This window comes from Burkholderia sp. Leaf177 (assembly GCF_001424345.1).
Classification (GTDB): domain Bacteria; phylum Pseudomonadota; class Gammaproteobacteria; order Burkholderiales; family Burkholderiaceae; genus Caballeronia.
The window spans coordinates 392,809-409,900 of the sequence record NZ_LMPF01000001.1 but is presented as its reverse complement, the minus strand read 5'-3'; the positions used below and the strand labels follow the sequence as shown (position 1 = coordinate 409,900).

Below are 17,092 nucleotides of genomic sequence, written 5' to 3'. Positions count from 1 at the left end.
GCCGCGGGACAGTCAGACAGGCCAGATCAGATGAACAAGACAACCTTCCACTATGCGATTGCGACGCTTTCTTGCGCGTTGCTTGCATGCGTATGCTGGGTTGCGGCCGGACTGGTATCGGACCGAATGGTACAGCAAGAACTGGCCACTTCAATGCACGTGGAACGTCAAATGGCGGCGTCCATCGTCGATAACACCGCGCAGATCATCGCGAGCGACCTCGCCATGTCCCGGGCCATTCCCGCCACCATTGCCGAGATGGACATGATCCAGGTCGCGCTGGTCCAGTCGCGCAGCTTTTCCGTCGATGCCACGCTGACCGCAGCCGACCGGCGGGCGAAGTGGCTCACCGTGCCCGCGCTCGAAAAAGTCGACAACTTCCTGCGCAACGCACGCGGCTTTACAGGACTGGATTACATCTGGGTTGTCGATACTCAAGGCTTCTGTGTGGCGTCGAGCAATGCCAGTGATTCGAACAGCTTTGTGGGCGTCGACATGCGGGCGCGCGGATATATTCAAAAGGCGCTGCTCGGCGCGTTCAACGAAACCTACGGGGTCGGGCGCACGAACGGCGATCCGGGGATTTTTATCGCTACGCCTATCTATCGCGATGGTTTTCTCGTCGGGGCGGTGATCGCGAAAGTGAGTATCGACCGCTTGCGCCATTGGGTGTCGCGCGCCGGGACGTTCGTGACCGATAGCAACGGCGTGGTGGTGATGGCCAATGAAAGCCAGCTCGAAAACCGCGTGCTGCCCAATTCTCCCGTGCTGAAAATGTCGCGCGGCGAGCGGCTCGACGCCTACCGCCGCGTCGACTTCCAGACCTTGCGGATCACCAGCATAGGCGAGCGCTTGCGGGCGGACGCGCCGTGGCTTTCTCCCACGCTTTCCAGCGGCTTGTTCAGCACGAGCGATGGCTCGGCGCCCGCACTTTACGACGAACGAACCGGGCTCAATTCCGGGCTGGCCGCGCATATCGTGCATCCGTTGCCGAACTGGTCCGAGATCGTGCGCAACCAGCGGCGTGACCAGTTGCTCGTGTTTTTGACGGCGCTCGGCGTGGTCGGGCTGGCGGTGGTGATCACCGTGTCGTATCTGCGTGAGCGGCGCTTGCATCGGGCGACGCGGCATCTCGCCAATCAGTTGCAGTCGGCCAATACGCTGCTTTCGGCTGAAGCACGCCATGACGCGCTGACGGGCGCTTTATCGCGGCGTTATTTCCTCGACACGCTCCGGCGCGAAGTCGAAATTGCCCGTTCCTCGATCATGCCGTTGTCCGTCGCGATTGCCGATCTCGACCATTTCAAGCAGATCAACGACCGTTTTGGCCACGCGACCGGCGACCGCGCGCTCGAGCATTTCGTGCGAATGTGCGAGGAACAATTGCGCGCGAGCGATGGCGTCGGCCGGCTCGGCGGCGAGGAATTCGGGCTGCTGCTGCCGCAAACTTCTCTCGCCGATGCTCACGCGGTGCTCGAACGCCTGCGCAAGCGCTTCAACCAGGAGCATTGCGCTCATCTGCCTGACGACACCGCTTTGAGCGTGAGCATAGGCATTACTGCGTTTTGCGACGGCGATACCGCGGAAAACCTGCTCAAGCGCGCCGACCTGGCGCTCTACGCGGCGAAATCGGGCGGGCGCGACCGCAGCGAGGTGCATCCCGCCGACAGCGTCCCGCCGGTGCCGCGTCATCCCGAGACGGCCTGAGGTCGCCTGACATCGCCTGACACTGCTTGCGTGCGAGGTTAGCCGGAAGGTCTACTGGGGCAAGCGACGTGACAGCAGGTATGATCGACTCTCGAAGTCGACAATCTGCCGTTATCAGGAGGGGTGAATGAAGGGAAATCTGGTCATTGTCTGCCGCGATCAGGACGCTGAAGCATTCGATCACTTGCTGGCCGAGTATGGCGCGTTCCAGACGCGGCTCTCGTCCACGACCTGGTATTTGAGGCTCGACGTTGCGCCCGAAGTCATTCAGGAAGAGATTCTCGGAAGACTGGGCAAATACACCACGCACTATATTTTCGAAGCCGCCACCGTGACCTACAACACGGTCGACAGCGAAGCGGCCTCCGCGCTCAATACATTGTTCGACTGAAGCGTGCGGGGGCGGCGGCCGGCGGCCCGATTAACGCCGCCCGGCCTCAGGCGTGCTTCAGTACGCCGTCTACATGCAATTGATCTGCGGCTTTCGCCACGACATCGAACGGGAAAGTCATTGCGATCGAGAGGCCGCCTTCCTCGCGATTACGGATGTCGCACTCGCCCCCCGCTCGCCGCACCAGCCGCTCCACAATGGCAAGTCCCAGCCCGCTATGGCCGCTGCCGCCGCGCGCAGGATCGAGTCTCACGAACGGCCGGCTGGCCTTCACGAGATCCTGCGCGGCAATTCCGCCGCCGCTGTCGATCACCCGCAGAATCCAGCCCTTCGCCCCTCGCGATGTCTCGATCACGATGGGAGGTGCGCCGTAGGCGTGAGCGTTATCGAGCAGATTGGACAGCAATCGATCAAGCGTCGCCGCCGGCATTGCAAAGGCGCGTCCTGCCGTGAGCCGCGTCTGAACCGGTTGAGCGCCCGGAGCGACCGCCCGGTAACTCCGCGCGATCCGCTCGCATTGCTGATCGACTTCTACCGGTTCACTACGGTCCGTGCCGTCATGCGCAAACACCAGAAACTGATCGACGATATGCGCCATTGAATCCACGTCGCGCACCACGCCGTCACGCAGCTTCGCCTCTTCCATCATTTCGGCACGCAGCCGCAGCCGCGCAAGCGGCGTCTTGAGATCGTGCGCCACGCCCGCGAGCATCACGGCGCGGTCGCTTTCCGCCTGCGCTACTTCGCGCACCATCTGGTTGAAACCGTGCGTCAGTTGCCGCAACTCGCGCGGGCCGCGTTCCGGAACCGGCGGCGTAGGCTCGCCGCGACCGAAACGCCCCACGGCTTGTGCGAGCGAACGCAATGGCGTCTGGAGCTGCCACGCGGCAAGCAACGCCGCCATGACCGCGGTCGAGAAAATGATGGCGAGCCACAGCAGCATACGGTCACGCGACCGCGGCGGACGCAGCGGCTGAACCGGCACGACGATCCAGTTCGCGTCGCGTGCGCCACGCACCCACAGGCTCGGCGGACCGCCCGGCTCGCCGACACGGACATCTGTGCCGTCGGGCAGACGATCCCGCAAATCTTCGATGAACCGCGCGAACGGCGGCGGCACGCGATCGGTATCGGCGTCGGCGAGTGGACGGGGAACGTCGGGACTGGTCGGGGCAACGACATGCACGCTGGAAGGCAGCGGCTGATCCGGCGAATTCGCGATGTGCTGGCGCACGGCATCGACCAGGAACGTAGCCTCTTCTACGGCATAACGCGTTTGCGTCTGATCGCGCTCGACCCGGATGACGGCGAACCACGCGACGTGCGACAACACGAGCACGCCGATGACCAGCACGACCAGCCGGCCAAACAGCGAATCAATGGGCCGACGCATTTTGCTCGCCGTCCGGCACGAACACATAACCGCGTCCGCGCACCGTCTGGATAAAGCGCGGCGTGGACGGATCGGTTTCTAGAATCCGGCGCAGACGCCACACCTGAACGTCGATACCCCGGTCCGTGCCATCGTATTCCGGGCCGTGCAACAGTTCGAGCAGGCGTTCGCGCGTCAGCGTGCGCATGGGGTGATTGACAAAAATCTTCAGCAGGGCGAATTCGCTGCCGGAAAGTGTCAGCGGCGTCTCGTCCTGATGCAGCGTGCGCGACTGGAAATCCAACCGGAAACGCCCGAACGAAAACGGCTCGCGCTGCTCGGGCGCCGCAGAAGGAATCGTGCGGCGGCGGCGCAAGACGGCCTGCACGCGCGCGAGCAATTCCCGCGGATTGAACGGCTTGCCGAGATAATCGTCGGCGCCGAGTTCGAGTCCGACAATGCGGTCCACGTCGTCAGCACGCGCAGTCAGCATGATCACGGGGATATCGTCGCCCGATGCACGCAGCTTGCGCAGCGCCGTCAGTCCGTCGACACCCGGCATCATGAGGTCGAGCACGATCAGATCGGGGCGCTCGCGTTCGAGGCGCCGTTCGAGCGTGCCCGCGTCATGCAGCACCGATACCTCGATGCCCTGCCGGACCAGATAGTCGCGCAGAAGGTCGCGCAGTTCGGAGTCGTCGTCGACGACAAGTATTTGAGTAGCCATGCGACGCAGTTTAACGCCAGTCCACGACTCCCGATGCTGCAAACCCTCCGTAAACAGTTACCGGGTGTTACCGCGAAAGCGACGCGTAAACCGGCGTAATAACGCGCCAGCGGCTCGTAACACGAACATCGCATCAAATCTCTACGCTGTGTTTTACCGAAGGCGCGACGACTGAGACGACGCTGCCAGATCGGATTAGCCCCGCTTGAACCCGGCACCAAACCGGAACACACCAGCGGGGCTCCGCAAATCGAAAAGGAGTACGCCATGTTGAAGCAGTCCCGATTCCTCGCCATCACCGCTGCGACGCTTGCGCTGTCCATCGGTACAGCCAACTTTGCAAGCGCCGCCACGCCGGATGCGCCACCCCCGGGCGGTCCCGGCATGATGATGGACGGCCACGGCGGTCCCGGCGGTCCCGGCATGCATCGCGGGCACGGCATGGAAATGCGCATGAAGAAGGAACTGGACAAGCTGCACAGCCAGTTGAATCTCAACGCGGATCAGGAAAAGCTCTGGCAATCCGCGTTGCAAACCATGAAGCAGAACCATGAGGCAATGCGCGCGAGCCATCAGCAAATGCGCTCGCAAATGGAATCCATGAAGAACCAGCCCATCCTGGATCTGAACGCCATGTACGCCGCGCATCAGAAGATCGAAGCGCAGAACGCGCAGTTGCGTGACCAGACGAGCGCCGCATGGCTGAACTTCTACAACGCGCTGAATGACCAGCAAAAGACCACGGTCAGCTCGGCTTTGAAAGCGCGTTTTGCGAAGATGCATGAACGCCAGGAGAAGATGCATCAGCGTTGGGAGCATCACCGTGGCGCGCCGGCTGCGGGGGCATCGGCGGTACAGCCTTGATGCTTTGATGCATTGATTCACTCCGGGCAATGAAAAGGCCGTGGACTTCTGGTCCACGGCCTTTTTCAGCTACGACTATCTACTTGCCGGATCAGCGTTCGACCAGCCTCAAGCCAGATCGAACAGGATGATTTCAGCGCCCGTTCCTCGGTCGAGCGTCACCTTCGATACATCTTCGATCTTCGCGGCATCGCCTGCAAAAAGCGCTTCGCCGTTCACCGATATCGCGCCCCGTGCCACGTGAACATACACGCGGCGGCCCGCTGGCACGTCGAACTCGGCGCGCTCGTCGCCATCGAAGAGACCGGTGTAAAGCTCGGCGTCGGCGCCCAGCTTCACCGCGCCGTCCCGCCCTTCGGGCGATGCAATCACCCGCAGGCGGCCACGCTTTTCGGCATCGTCGAAATGCTTTTCCTCATAGCCCGGAGCATTGCCCGCAGTATCCGGAATGATCCAGATCTGCAGGAAATGGGCGGATTCGGTGGCCGAGCCGTTGAATTCGCTGTGCCGCACGCCGGTGCCGGCGCTCATGCGCTGGACATCGCCGGGGTGGATGGTCGAGCCGTTGCCCATGCTGTCCTTGTGCGCCAAGCCGCCTTCAAGCACGTAGCTGATGATCTCCATATCCCGATGCCCGTGCGTGCCGAACCCCTGGCCGGCGGCCACGCGGTCTTCGTTGATCACCCGAAGCGCGCCGAAATGCACATGCTGCGGATCGTCGTAGCCTGCAAAAGAGAAGCTGTGATACGAGTCCAGCCATCCGTGATTGGCGTGACCACGTTCGTTTGCGCGTCGAATTTCAAACATTTCGAACTCCCGGTGATGTTGCGATGGAGAGAATGTAAGGGCGCGCACGCTCCGGAACAACTGCCTGCGAAGGCACCACACCTTCCCGAAAATGCGCGTAATCGATATGGCGCGGGAGCCGGGAGCCGGTGGGCATAAGCGCTTCGGGTAGAATACCGGCCTTTTCCGGGCCGGCTGGCGTCGAACGGATGGTCGAACAGGAATGAGAACGCACTGAAAGCGGCTCTGGACATTCCGGCCCAGGTTCATCGCCGAAGCGCTTTTTGTCTTTTCAACTGTCTTTCGGAATCTGCGCACCAATTTTGGACATCTAGAATAGGCACCGCCCAAGGCGCGTTATGCAATGCGCGAAGCATGCCGGCCACGGGCTGGAGCGGGACGAAGACGTAAAAAGAGGCGCAAAGAACTGGAATGACCTAATGAACCGCCGGAAGGATCACGCCGTCGGTCGAACGGAAGTCCGGGCAAAAAAGCGCGGCTGAACAGGCAACAGCGCAGTTGGGAGGGCAAAGGCGCAAGCCGTGGCCCCACGCGCACGTCATCAAGGAATCACCATGTTTCTGCAAGGCTACGGGCCGCTCATCCTCTCGGGCACATGGCAAACCGTCAAGCTGGCGGTCTTGTCGCTGGTGTTCGCATTCGTGATCGGCCTGATCGGGGCGGCGGCGAAGTTGTCGAGAAACCGCTTTTCATCGGGCGTCGGCACGGTGTACACCACGCTCGTTCGCGGCGTTCCCGACCTCGTGCTCATGCTGCTGCTCTTCTACAGCATCCAGATCTGGCTGAATCACCTGACCGATCTGCTGGGCTGGGATCAGATCGATATCGATCCATTCGTGGCCGGCGTGATCGTGCTTGGGTTCATCTACGGCGCGTATTTCACCGAGACTTTCCGGGGCGCTTTCCTTTCCGTGCCGCGCGGCCAGCTAGAAGCGGGCGCCGCCTACGGCATGACGCCGTGGCAGACTTTCTCGCGGATCATGTTTCCGCAGATGATGCGTTTCGCGCTCCCGGGCATCGGCAACAACTGGCAGGTGATGGTGAAGGCGACGGCGCTGGTATCGATCATCGGGCTCGCCGATGTCGTCAAGGCCGCGCAGGACGCGGGCAAGGGCACGTTGCGGTTCTTCTTTTTCACGCTGCTCGCGGGCGCGGTTTATCTCATGATCACGACGCTGTCGAATCTCGTGCTGATGTGGCTGGAAAAGCGCTATTCCTCCGGCGTGCGCAAGGCCGATCTGTAGGCTTTCAGCACCAATCAGGCTCCCTAAAAAAGACACCAGCACATCCACGCGGCGGAATCCATGCTCGAAATCATCCAGGAATACTGGCGCAATTATCTTTTCACCGACGGTTATCGCATCACCGGTCTCGCCATCACGATGTGGCTGCTGGTTGTATCGATCGTGCTCGGCTTCTGTCTTTCCATTCCGCTGGCGGTCGCGCGGGTATCGAAGAACAAGCTGCTCTCGCGCAGCGTCTGGGTCTACACGTATGTCTTCCGCGGCACGCCGCTCTACGTCCAGCTGCTGCTCTGCTACACCGGCCTCTACAGCCTGCAAGTGGTCCGCGACCACGTCTTGCTCAACGAATTTTTCCGCAATGGCATGAACTGCACGTTGCTCGCGTTCACGCTGAACACGTGCGCGTACACCACCGAAATCTTCGCCGGCGCCATTCGCGCCACGCCGTATGGCGAGATCGAGGCCGCGCGGGCCTACGGCATGTCGTCGTTTACGCTGTACCGGCGCGTGATCCTGCCGTCGGCGTTGCGTCGGGCCCTGCCTTATTACAGCAACGAAGTGATCCTGATGTTGCACGCAACCACCGTGGCATTCACGGCAACCGTGCCGGACATCCTCAAGATTGCCCGCGATGTGAACTCGGCCACGTATCAATCGTTCCAGGCGTTCGGTATCGCCGGGCTGCTTTATCTGTGCATTTCGTTCGCGCTTGTGTGGCTGTTCCGCCGCGCGGAGCATCGCTGGCTCGCCTACTTGCGGCCGCAAGGCAAATAAGCCCAAGGACCACGCAGACAATGAATTCTCCGGCAACCAAGCTTTTCGTCGATGGCCTTCACAAGCAGTACGGCGACCACGAAGTCCTCAAAGGTGTGTCGCTGCGCGCGAAAGCCGGCGATGTCATCAGCGTCATCGGCTCGTCAGGATCGGGTAAAAGCACGATGCTCCGCTGCATCAACTTTCTCGAGCAGCCGAACCAGGGGCGAATATTCGTCGATGGCGAAGAAATCCGCACGCTCAAGGACAAATTCGGCGCGCTGAAAGTGGCCGAACCGAAACAGTTGCAGCGCATGCGCACGCGGCTTTCCATGGTGTTCCAGCACTTCAACTTGTGGTCGCATCTGAGCGTGCTCGAAAACGTGATGGAAGCGCCGGTGAAGGTGCTGGGGTTATCGAAGCAGGAAGCCCAGGATCGCGCGCGCAAATATCTCGAGAAGGTCGGGCTCGCGCCGCGACTGGAAAAGCAATATCCATCGCACTTGTCGGGCGGCCAGCAGCAACGTGTGGCGATTGCACGGGCGCTCGCCATGCATCCGGACGTCATGCTCTTCGATGAACCCACCTCCGCGCTCGACCCCGAGCTCGTGGGCGAAGTGCTGAAGGTGATGCAGACGCTAGCCGAAGAAGGCCGCACGATGATCGTGGTGACTCACGAAATGGCGTTCGCGCGCAACGTGTCGAACCATGTAGTGTTCCTGCATCAAGGGCTGATTGAAGAGGAAGGTCACCCCGATCAGGTTTTTGGCAATACGCGCAGCGAACGGCTGAAGCAGTTCCTCTCGGGAAGCCTGAAGTAAAACTACAAAGGCTCACTTGTTTGTTCTGGATCAAAAAGAAAAGCGCCCTGAAGGGCGCTTTTTTTAGTCTGTATCTCTAAACAGGCTCGGCTCGCAGATCGCTTTTTGCAGTAGCGGCAGTCGCAACGCACGTCAATAGATGCAATCCATAGCGTTAAGTGTCGAAATACGTGTCAGCCTTGCCTGCTAAGGACTTGGCCCGGAAATCGATTATTTTCGGCGATGTCGCACCACACCAACCATTGCATTTTTGAGACAGAAGATTGGGAGATCATAAATTTTTTTGGCGGCACAAAGGTAATTTGCTAAATTAGTAATCAAAGTACGGAAACGAAGTTCATTAAAAGTAGTTTTACTTCAAAAAGAACTGAGGAGACACCGATCCACTGGGTCGGTTGTGACGTGGGCGGACTCTTTGCCTGGATCACGGACACACCCGCCCTTTGCGTGTCATCCCTCGAAATAGTTTCCGGTTCGGTGCGCTGGCACCGGGCCACTACCGCCGCACTTGGGCTTCTATTTTTTGACAGGGTTGGAGGAGATGATGAAGAAAGCTTTGCTCGCGGCTTCGCTGCTGACGGTCGGCGTTGCGGCACACGCTCAAAGTAGCGTGACGCTCTACGGGCGTCTTGACGCCGGTTTGGAATACATGACGGGCGTGCCGACGGGCTCGAATGCTGCCGGCGCTGCCAATAGCACCGGCCACCGTTTCCGCGCAGAAAGCGGCGACTGGGGCACCAGCCTGTGGGGCATGAAAGGCGTCGAAGATCTGGGTGGCGGCAACAAGGCCGTGTTCCAGTTGGAAGGCAGCTTCAACACCATGACCGGTCAAGGCCCGGGCAACAACGGCATCTTCAATCGTTGGGCGACGGTCGGTATCGCCAACGATCAGTTCGGTACCTTCTTGCTGGGTCGCGAGCTGTTCATCTCCAACGGCGTGTGGGACTTCGATCCGTTCGGTCAGTCGAACTGGTCGTCGGCTTCGCTGGTGCGTGGCCGCAACTGGCCGCAATCAAGCAACAACATTTCGTACCAGTCGCCGAAGGTCGCGGGCTTTGACTTCTACGGTCAATACGCGCTGTCGAACGCAACGAACTGGAACGGAAACGGCACGACGCCGCAAGGCCGTGAAGCTGGCGCACAGGTCACGTACACGACGGCCCTGTTCCAGATCCGCGGTTTGTACGATGAAATCCGCAACGCGAACAACGGTGGCCTGTACGGTATCAATCCGGGCGACATCAATGCGGGCAACGTTTCGGGCGGCGTGTTTGCGGCATCGCGTGAATACACGGCTGCTGTGAACGTGTTCCTGGGTCAGTTCAAGATCCAGGGCGCTTACCAGGCTATCCGCACGTCGGGCGCAACGAACGTTCTGCCGGGCCAACCGACATCGCTCGATCACGAATGGGGCGGCATTACGTGGCAAGCAACCCCGGCAGCTGCGATCATTGCAGCCGCTTATCACGTGAACGGCAACAACGGTGCAGGCAATGCGACGATCTATACGGTCGGCGGCTCGTACAATCTGTCGAAGCGCACGCTGCTTGATATTCAAGTTGCAACAGCTCAAAACAGCAAGGGTGCTAATTACGGCCTGAACGCGAATAACCCGGGCACGGCTGTCAGCACCGATAACCCGCTGCCAGGTCATAGCCAAACCGGCGTTTATGCCGGTATCCAGCACTCGTTCTAATTTGATCTAGAACGGTTGGCCGGAGCATAACGACAGAGAGAGTTTGTTTAAAGCATAGGTTTTTATAGCTTTATTTGGTTTTCACGCTGCTGCGAGAGGCGCGTATCGGTGCGGTGTCCGGAAGGGCATCGCACCGTTTTTTATTTTTGTTGGCACCGGTGGACGGGGTTCCTGCTTTTTAAGTTTTCGCGGGTTTCTTGTTTTCTGATCTTTTTAGCACTTTTAGCCACTGTCCGTGGCGGGACTTCATTTCTTTGTCCAAACGGCGACAAAGAAACGAAGCAAAGAAAACGCCTTCCAACCGCTAATTCTTAAGTGTCTTCAGCGTGCAGTTTTTAACTGTTTGGCACGCACGAAGTACCCTCAGCGTTTAACCGCGTCCTGCTGAAACCCTCCCCCTCCGTCATCAGATACCCACACGCTTCGCCACCAGTGTCTGTGGCAGTCAATTAAACCGCGCGTAAGGCCTTCCCCGAACGCAAAATGCCGCCGATGCGAAATCGCATCGGCGGCATTTTGCGTTTACTTCTTTTAATCGCGGGCGATTCCCGCCGCGCCGTGGCTCAGCCAGTCCAGCACCGCGCCCGTGTCGTCATCGCCAGCTTCACGGACCTTTGTCATCGCTTCACTCACGTCCGCACCCGCATTCGGCACCGCCCGGCGGATCGCTACGCCCACCGCCAAAATGTCGATCATCACAAGATGCAAAATGCGCGAGATCATCGACATCTGCGACTCACGAATCTCAATGTGATCCGTCTCCAATGCAACCGTCGCACGCTTCGCTAAAGGCGTATTGCTCGATGTAATCGCAATCACGGTCGCACCCTGCTGCATCGCAATCTCAAGCACGCGCAGCAACTCCGGAGCGCGACCCGACTTGGATACAGCCACGATTACATCGCCCTTGCCCAACAACGCCGCCGACGCCGCCTGCATGTACAAGTCACCGTAAGCAATCGTCGGGATTCCGAAACGGAAAAACTTGTAGTGCGCGTCCTGCGCCACGATGTTCGAATTGCCCAAACCATAGAACTCGATCCGGCGCGCACCATTCAAAATGTCGATGGCACGTTCCACATGATCGAAATTCAAATGCTCTCGCAATTGAAGGATCGCCGAGACCGTGTTGTCTAGAACTTTCGCGCCGAAATCGGTGGCGGTGTCTCCAAGATGCACCTGGCTGTGGCTCACCGGAATCGTGCCGGTCAGACCAGTCGCGAGCTTCAACTTGAAATCGGATAAACCCTGGCATCCGAGCGACCGGCAAAAGCGAATGACCGTCGGCTGGCTTACGTCGGCTTTGCGCGCAATATCGATGATCGGGTCATTGATGATCGAACGCGGATGGTTGAGCGCGAGGTCAGCCACACGCCGCTCGGCGGGCGTCAGCGCATCGCGCATCTGGCGTATGCGCTCGAACACCGCGGACGAGCCGCCGTTCGCACGGTTCGACAACTGCTCCGACAAGATCGCCGATACCCCCAGAAACGCCGGATATTCAGCGGTAATGATGAATGTGGGCACGCTCGATAGATACTGCTGGAAGCGCCCTTTCGCCTCGAAACGCTCGCGAAACGGCGACTTCGTGAAGAGCTCGCCGAGCTTCAGCACCACGCCGCCGCCAATGAAAATGCCGCCCAGCGCGCCCAGCGTCACCGCAATATTCCCGGCGAAGGTGCCGAGAATGCCGCAGAAACAATTGACGGTTTCGAGTGCCAGCGGCTCGCCATCGTGCGCGCGCTGCGTGATGCTCGCCGATTCCAGATCGTCCGGCACGGCCACGCCATCGCGCTCCGATAACGCCTGGTAGATCAGCAACAAGCCGGGACCCGCCGAGACGCGCTCAAATGAAACGTGCGGAAATTTCCGGCGCGCAAAACGCAGGACGATGTCCTCGGTTTCATTCGATGGCGCAAAGCTCGCATGGCCGCCTTCGCTGCCGAGCGCGATCCAGCGGTCATCGGCGGGAATCAACCCGGACACGCCCAGGCCCGTTCCGGGTCCGAGCAAACCGATCACGCTGTTCTGCCGGCGCGAGCCGCCGCCGACCTGCACGCGCTGGGCGTCGGTGAGACCCGGAAGCGCCATGGCCAGCGCGGTGAAGTCGTTGACCACGAGCAAGGTATCGAAACCCAGCGCGCGGCGCGTGGCTTCAATGGAAAAGCTCCAGTCGTGATTGGTCATCGAAACGTGATCGCCGTCCACCGGATTCGCGATCGCCACGGCCGCATGATTCACGCGGCTGACTTTCGTATCCTTGAGGTACTGCTGCATCGCTTCGGCAATGCCGGGGTAATCGTTGCCCGGATACACGCGAATTTCGCCGATAACCCCCGGCGCCGTTTCAAGCGCAAACCGCGCGTTGGTGCCGCCGATGTCAGCCAGAAGCCGGGGTCCATCGGCGTGCTGGCTTTGGGCCGCTATGGTTGCGGCCTTACTTTGCACACCAGTAGACATCGAGCCTGACTCCTTGTGCGTTGGCCAACGTGGAGATGGCGTTCTTTTGCGGTGCGGCGAGCGCGGCGTTCAGTACATCGAGTTTTTTCTGTCCGCTGATGAACAGGAACAGCTGCTGCACGCCCTTGAGCGCGGACATGGACAGCGACACGCGCGCATGCGGCGCACTGCCCGGATGTACCGATATGAACCGGTCCGGCGTGCTGATCGCGAAGTCCCACTCGGGGGCATCGGCGAAAATCGATGCCGTATGGCCGTCCTCGCCCATGCCGAGCACGGCGACATCGGGCACGCGGCGCTGTGGATCGCCATTCAGGTCGGCGATGTGCGCATCCAGCGGACGCGACGTATCCACGAGGGGCAGAAAATACGCGCCGCTCGCTGCGTTCTGCAGCAGCGTCTCACGCACGAGACGCGCGTTGCTGGCGGTGTCCGTTTCCGGCACCCAACGATCATCGACGAGGGTTACATCGATATGCGCCCAGTCGAGCGCGTGCGTGGAAAGCGTTTTCAGGAACGGCTTCGGGCTCGTGCCACCCGAAACGGCGAGCGTGGCGTGCTGGGTCTGGTTACCCGATGCACCCGACACGGCGCCGTCCGCCGACGCGGCTCCGCGAGCCGCGAGCGTTGCGGCAAGCGCGTCGCCCACCGCTTCTGCCAAAGCGTCGGATTGGGCGCCTGGCTCATCAAAAGTATGAAGCTGGATCACTGCTCCTCCATGCTGCCTTGTTTTGGTTTCATTTCGCCCGCCGTAGCCGCTTTCAAACGCTGGAAGCGCCGCACGACGGGATTTGTCTCGGCTTTAATTGCAACATGTCTACAGCACAAACGTCCTGGAACACGTTCCCACCGACCCGTTAAAACAACGGGCTTAATTCTCTTCTTCGAGCCAGCACGTGCCGTGCTGCGCCAGCATGGCGCTCGCGGCCGCCGGTCCCCACGTGCCCGACGCATAAGGCTTCGGCGGTTTCGGCGATCCAGCCCATTCGTCCAGGATCGGCTCGACATAACGCCACGCCGCTTCCTGCTCGTCGCGCCGCACGAAAAGCGCGAGACGGCCGTTGATGACATCGAGCAGAAGGCGCTGATACGCTTCCATCTGCCCTTCCTTGAAGAATTTGTCGAACGCAAGATCCAAATGGACGCTTGCGAGATTCATGCCTTCGCCCGGCTGCTTCGCGAGGCAATAAAGGCGAATGGTTTCGTTCGGCTGCAGGCGGATCACAAGGCGGTTCGTCCCGGCGCGCAACGCGTTTGCGCCGAGCGCCGAATGCGGCACGGGCCGGAAATTCACGACGATCTCAGCCGTGCGGTCCGCGAGCCGCTTGCCCGTGCGCAAGAAGAACGGCACGCCGGCCCAGCGCCAGTTCTCGATCTCCACTTTCAACGCGACAAACGTTTCCGTGTGACTGTCAGGACGCACGCCGTGTTCGGTCGCGTAAGCCGGAACCGACGTACCCTTGATCACGCCTGCATGATATTGGCCGCGCACGGCGACCTTGCTGATATCGCGCGGATCGACGGGCTTGAGCGCGCGCAGCACGCGCAGCTTTTCGTCGCGCACGGAATCGGAATCCATGGAATGCGGCGGTTCCATCGTCACGATGGAAAGCAGTTGCAGCAAGTGGTTCTGCACCATGTCGCGCAAGGCGCCGGTGTTGTCGTAGAAGTCGCCGCGCGCTTCCACGCCGAGTTCTTCGGCAATCGTGATCTGGATGCTTTCCACCCATTCGCGCCGCCACAGCGGCTCGAAAAGCGCGTTGCCGAAGCGCAGCGCGAGCAGGTTCTGCACCGGCTCTTTCCCGAGGTAATGGTCGATCCGGTAGATCTGTTCTTCCGCGAAGATTTCGCCGACTGCGTCGTTGATTGCCTGCGATGACTTCAAGTCATAACCGAGCGGCTTTTCGAGCACGATGCGCGCGTTTTCGCTCAATCCCACATCGGCGAGCGCACGGCAAATGGGCACGAACAGCGACGGCCCGGTCGCGAGATAAAACACGCGCGTGCCGCCATGCTTGCTGACGGCGTCGCGCAGCAGCTTGAAATCTTCGGGCTTGCCGAGATCGAGCCGTACATAGTCGATGCGTTCGAGAAAACCCTTCCACACAGCGTCGTCCACACCGTTCTTCGAGACGTGCGGCTTGACGTGTTCGTCGACCCAGCTCAAGTACGCATCGCGATCTTCGGAGGCGCGCGCCACCGCGACGATCTTTCCGCCCGGCGCCAGCATTCCGCCTCGATGCGCTTCGAAAAGCGCCGGCAGGATCTTGCGCATCGAAAGATCGCCCGTTCCGCCGAATAGAACGAAGGTGAAATTCGAGTCGTTTTGCATGTGTCTCCGCAGGTGTTCTGAAGGACCGTAGTCCGATAAAATTTTTTTTGACACTGAATTGTAGTTTAACTACAATTCAAATCAAGGGGTAACGTGATCTCGGAAAAAAACACTTAGTCAATCAGAACATGCGTGTTTTCCCGGAGATTCATGTCTGGTTGCATGGTAATGGACCTGAGCCAATATCGCTTTCGCGAGATCGGCAATGACCGGAACCGTTTTATGCAAAACCCCGGACGCACGCCACGCTGGTCTGCCAGTGTGAACGGGCAAAAATCAAAAGAGGAGACACAGTTGCGATTCGACACACTCATCTCTTGAGAGCCGTGCGGCCGAGGTTCGGTCTGCCGGCTAGACAGGCGCGCCCGCGATTTACTGACGAGGCGAACCGGTCTTATCCCGCTGACACCGCCGACTCCGGCCACTTCAAGTCTGTTCAGTTCCAGCCATCGCTTCCTGGCGGCATCAGGGGCCAATCGTTTTTTGTTCAGGTGTTCGGAGGAGATAAACAATGAAATTTCGCAAGCTCATGGGCGCGCTCGGCGCTGCAGGTCTGTTGTGCGGCGTGACGGCACAAGCGGTTCAGGCTGCAGAAGCCGTTTCCGTGCTGCACTGGTGGACGTCAGGCGGTGAGTCGAAGGCTATTGGCGTGTTGAAAGACGACATGACCAAGCAGGGCTACACCTGGAAGGACTTCGCCGTTGCCGGTGGCGCAGGCGCCGCGGCCATGACCGCACTCAAGACACAGGTCATCTCGGGCAATGCTCCGTCCGCTGCCCAGATCAAGGGTCCGCTGATCCAGGAATGGGCTGACCAGGGCGTGCTGGTGAACATCGACTCGGTAACGGGCGACTGGAAGAAGAACCTGCCGCCGGAAATCGACAAGATCATGCACGCAGGCGGTCACTACGTAGGCGCGCCGTTCTCGGTGCATCGCGTGAACTGGCTGTATATCAACAAGGAAGCCCTCGACAAGGCAGGCGGCAAGGCTCCGACCACGTGGCCGGAATTCTTCGCCCTCGCCGACAAGATGAAGGCGAACGGCATCGTTCCGGTGGCAGCAGGCGGCCAGCCGTGGCAAGACCTGACGCTGTGGGAAGACGTCGTGCTGTCGCAAGGCGCGGACTTCTACAAGAAGGCGATTGTGGATCTGGACCCGAAGACGCTGAGCTCCGACCAGATGGTCAAGGTGTTCGACACGGTTCGCCATGTCCAGTCGTACTTCGATAACGGCCGCACCGGCCGTGACTGGAACCTGGCCACCGCCATGGTCATCAACGGCAAGGCCGGCATGCAGTTCATGGGCGACTGGGCGAAGGGCGAATTCGCCGGCGCAAACAAGAAGTCGGGTACGGACTATGTTTGCGTAGCGGTTCCAGGCACGGAAAAGGCCTACACGTTCAACGTCGATTCGTTCGTGTTCTTCCAGCAGAAGGGCGCGAAGGACGCAACGCCGGGCCAGCTGGCATTGGCGAAGACCATCATGACGCCTGAGTTCCAGGAGCAGTTCAGCCTGAACAAGGGTTCCATCCCGGTTCGTCTGGGCGTGCCCATGGCCAAGTTCGACGATTGCGCGAAGAAGTCGTACGCCGACGAACAGACGGCGCTGAAGTCTGGCGGTTATGTTCCGTCGCTGGCGCACGGAATGGCACAAGGCGATGCAACCGCCGGCGCCATCACCGACGTCGTCACGAAGTTCATGAACTCGACGCAAGATTCGAAGAGCGCGGTTGCCGCTCTCGCGAACGCAGCGAAGACAAAGTAAGCGAAGTGAACGAAGTGAAGCGCGATGTAAGCGTTTGAGCATGACGCACGGGCGCGTTTTCTTTGAGGAAAGCGCGCCCGAAAGCACCAGTTGATTATCGTAAAAATCGCTGTAAACCTGTTCCGGCCTGAGACTCTTGCCGGCAAATTTTCA

At 60.1% G+C, this 17,092-nt stretch carries 14 protein-coding genes; 8 read left to right on the top strand and 6 right to left on the bottom strand.

The window, feature by feature from the left end; genetic code table 11:
• The first annotated feature begins 30 nt into the window (after positions 1 to 30).
• Together ASG35_RS01865 and ASG35_RS01860 are read left to right on the top strand one after the other, a co-directional pair.
• Positions 31 to 1,707: a sensor domain-containing diguanylate cyclase gene (locus tag ASG35_RS01865; protein WP_056352153.1), complete on the top strand. Its 1,677-nt coding sequence runs from the start codon at positions 31 to 33 to the stop codon at positions 1,705 to 1,707.
• Between the two features lie 127 nt (positions 1,708 to 1,834).
• Positions 1,835 to 2,098, top strand: a complete 264-nt coding sequence (locus ASG35_RS01860) for a double-stranded DNA-specific endonuclease (RefSeq protein WP_056352150.1) — start codon at positions 1,835 to 1,837, stop codon at positions 2,096 to 2,098.
• A gap of 46 nt (positions 2,099 to 2,144) precedes the next feature.
• Here ASG35_RS01860 and ASG35_RS01855 read toward each other — a convergent pair whose 3' ends face one another.
• Both ASG35_RS01855 and ASG35_RS01850 read right to left on the bottom strand, forming a co-directional pair.
• On the bottom strand, positions 2,145 to 3,491 hold the full coding sequence (locus ASG35_RS01855; RefSeq protein ID WP_056352147.1) for an ATP-binding protein: 1,347 nt from the start codon (positions 3,489 to 3,491) through the stop codon (positions 2,145 to 2,147).
• Complete coding sequence (locus tag ASG35_RS01850; RefSeq protein ID WP_031362548.1) at positions 3,475 to 4,197, bottom strand: response regulator; 723 nt, start codon at positions 4,195 to 4,197, stop codon at positions 3,475 to 3,477. Before ASG35_RS01850 ends, ASG35_RS01855 begins: the two co-directional genes overlap by 17 nt.
• A 267-nt stretch (positions 4,198 to 4,464) precedes the next feature.
• Between ASG35_RS01850 and ASG35_RS01845 the strand changes: the two genes are divergently transcribed.
• Entirely contained in the window at positions 4,465 to 5,061 is a 597-nt protein-coding gene (locus tag ASG35_RS01845) for a periplasmic heavy metal sensor (RefSeq protein ID WP_056352145.1), read from the top strand.
• Between the two features lie 108 nt (positions 5,062 to 5,169).
• Here the strand turns inward: ASG35_RS01845 and ASG35_RS01840 are convergent, their stop codons facing one another.
• Positions 5,170 to 5,868: a pirin family protein gene (locus tag ASG35_RS01840; protein WP_056352141.1), complete on the bottom strand. Its 699-nt coding sequence runs from the start codon at positions 5,866 to 5,868 to the stop codon at positions 5,170 to 5,172.
• 554 nt (positions 5,869 to 6,422) lie between these two features.
• Here ASG35_RS01840 and ASG35_RS01835 point away from each other — a divergent pair.
• The 4 genes from ASG35_RS01835 (at position 6,423) to ASG35_RS01820 (ending at position 10,382) form a co-directional block, all read left to right on the top strand.
• Entirely contained in the window at positions 6,423 to 7,112 is a 690-nt protein-coding gene (locus ASG35_RS01835) for an ABC transporter permease (RefSeq protein ID WP_056352138.1), read from the top strand.
• 60 nt (positions 7,113 to 7,172) lie between these two features.
• Complete coding sequence (locus ASG35_RS01830) at positions 7,173 to 7,886, top strand: ABC transporter permease (protein ID WP_056352135.1); 714 nt, start codon at positions 7,173 to 7,175, stop codon at positions 7,884 to 7,886.
• A gap of 20 nt (positions 7,887 to 7,906) precedes the next feature.
• The gene (locus ASG35_RS01825; protein ID WP_056352132.1) at positions 7,907 to 8,686 is read left to right on the top strand and encodes an ABC transporter ATP-binding protein; all 780 of its coding nucleotides are present in this window, start codon (positions 7,907 to 7,909) and stop codon (positions 8,684 to 8,686) included.
• Between the two features lie 544 nt (positions 8,687 to 9,230).
• The gene (locus ASG35_RS01820) at positions 9,231 to 10,382 is read left to right on the top strand and encodes a porin (protein WP_056352886.1); all 1,152 of its coding nucleotides are present in this window, start codon (positions 9,231 to 9,233) and stop codon (positions 10,380 to 10,382) included.
• A gap of 531 nt (positions 10,383 to 10,913) precedes the next feature.
• On the opposite strand, the gene ASG35_RS01815 is transcribed toward ASG35_RS01820, so the two are convergent.
• The 3 genes from ASG35_RS01815 to zwf form a co-directional block, all read right to left on the bottom strand.
• The gene (locus ASG35_RS01815) at positions 10,914 to 12,842 is read right to left on the bottom strand and encodes a bifunctional transcriptional regulator/glucokinase (protein WP_056352129.1); all 1,929 of its coding nucleotides are present in this window, start codon (positions 12,840 to 12,842) and stop codon (positions 10,914 to 10,916) included.
• Positions 12,820 to 13,551, bottom strand: a complete 732-nt coding sequence (pgl, locus tag ASG35_RS01810; protein WP_056352126.1) for a 6-phosphogluconolactonase — start codon at positions 13,549 to 13,551, stop codon at positions 12,820 to 12,822. Before pgl ends, ASG35_RS01815 begins: the two co-directional genes overlap by 23 nt.
• A 162-nt stretch (positions 13,552 to 13,713) precedes the next feature.
• Positions 13,714 to 15,174 (bottom strand): glucose-6-phosphate dehydrogenase, encoded by a 1,461-nt coding sequence (zwf, locus tag ASG35_RS01805; RefSeq protein ID WP_056352123.1) that lies wholly within the window; start codon positions 15,172 to 15,174, stop codon positions 13,714 to 13,716.
• Positions 15,175 to 15,685: 511 nt separating this feature from the next.
• On the opposite strand from zwf, the gene ASG35_RS01800 reads away from it, so the two are divergent.
• Positions 15,686 to 16,939 carry an ABC transporter substrate-binding protein gene (locus ASG35_RS01800; protein ID WP_056352120.1) on the top strand — a complete coding sequence of 418 codons (1,254 nt, stop codon included), beginning with the start codon at positions 15,686 to 15,688 and terminating at the stop codon, positions 16,937 to 16,939.
• Positions 16,940 to 17,092 lie beyond the last annotated feature (153 nt).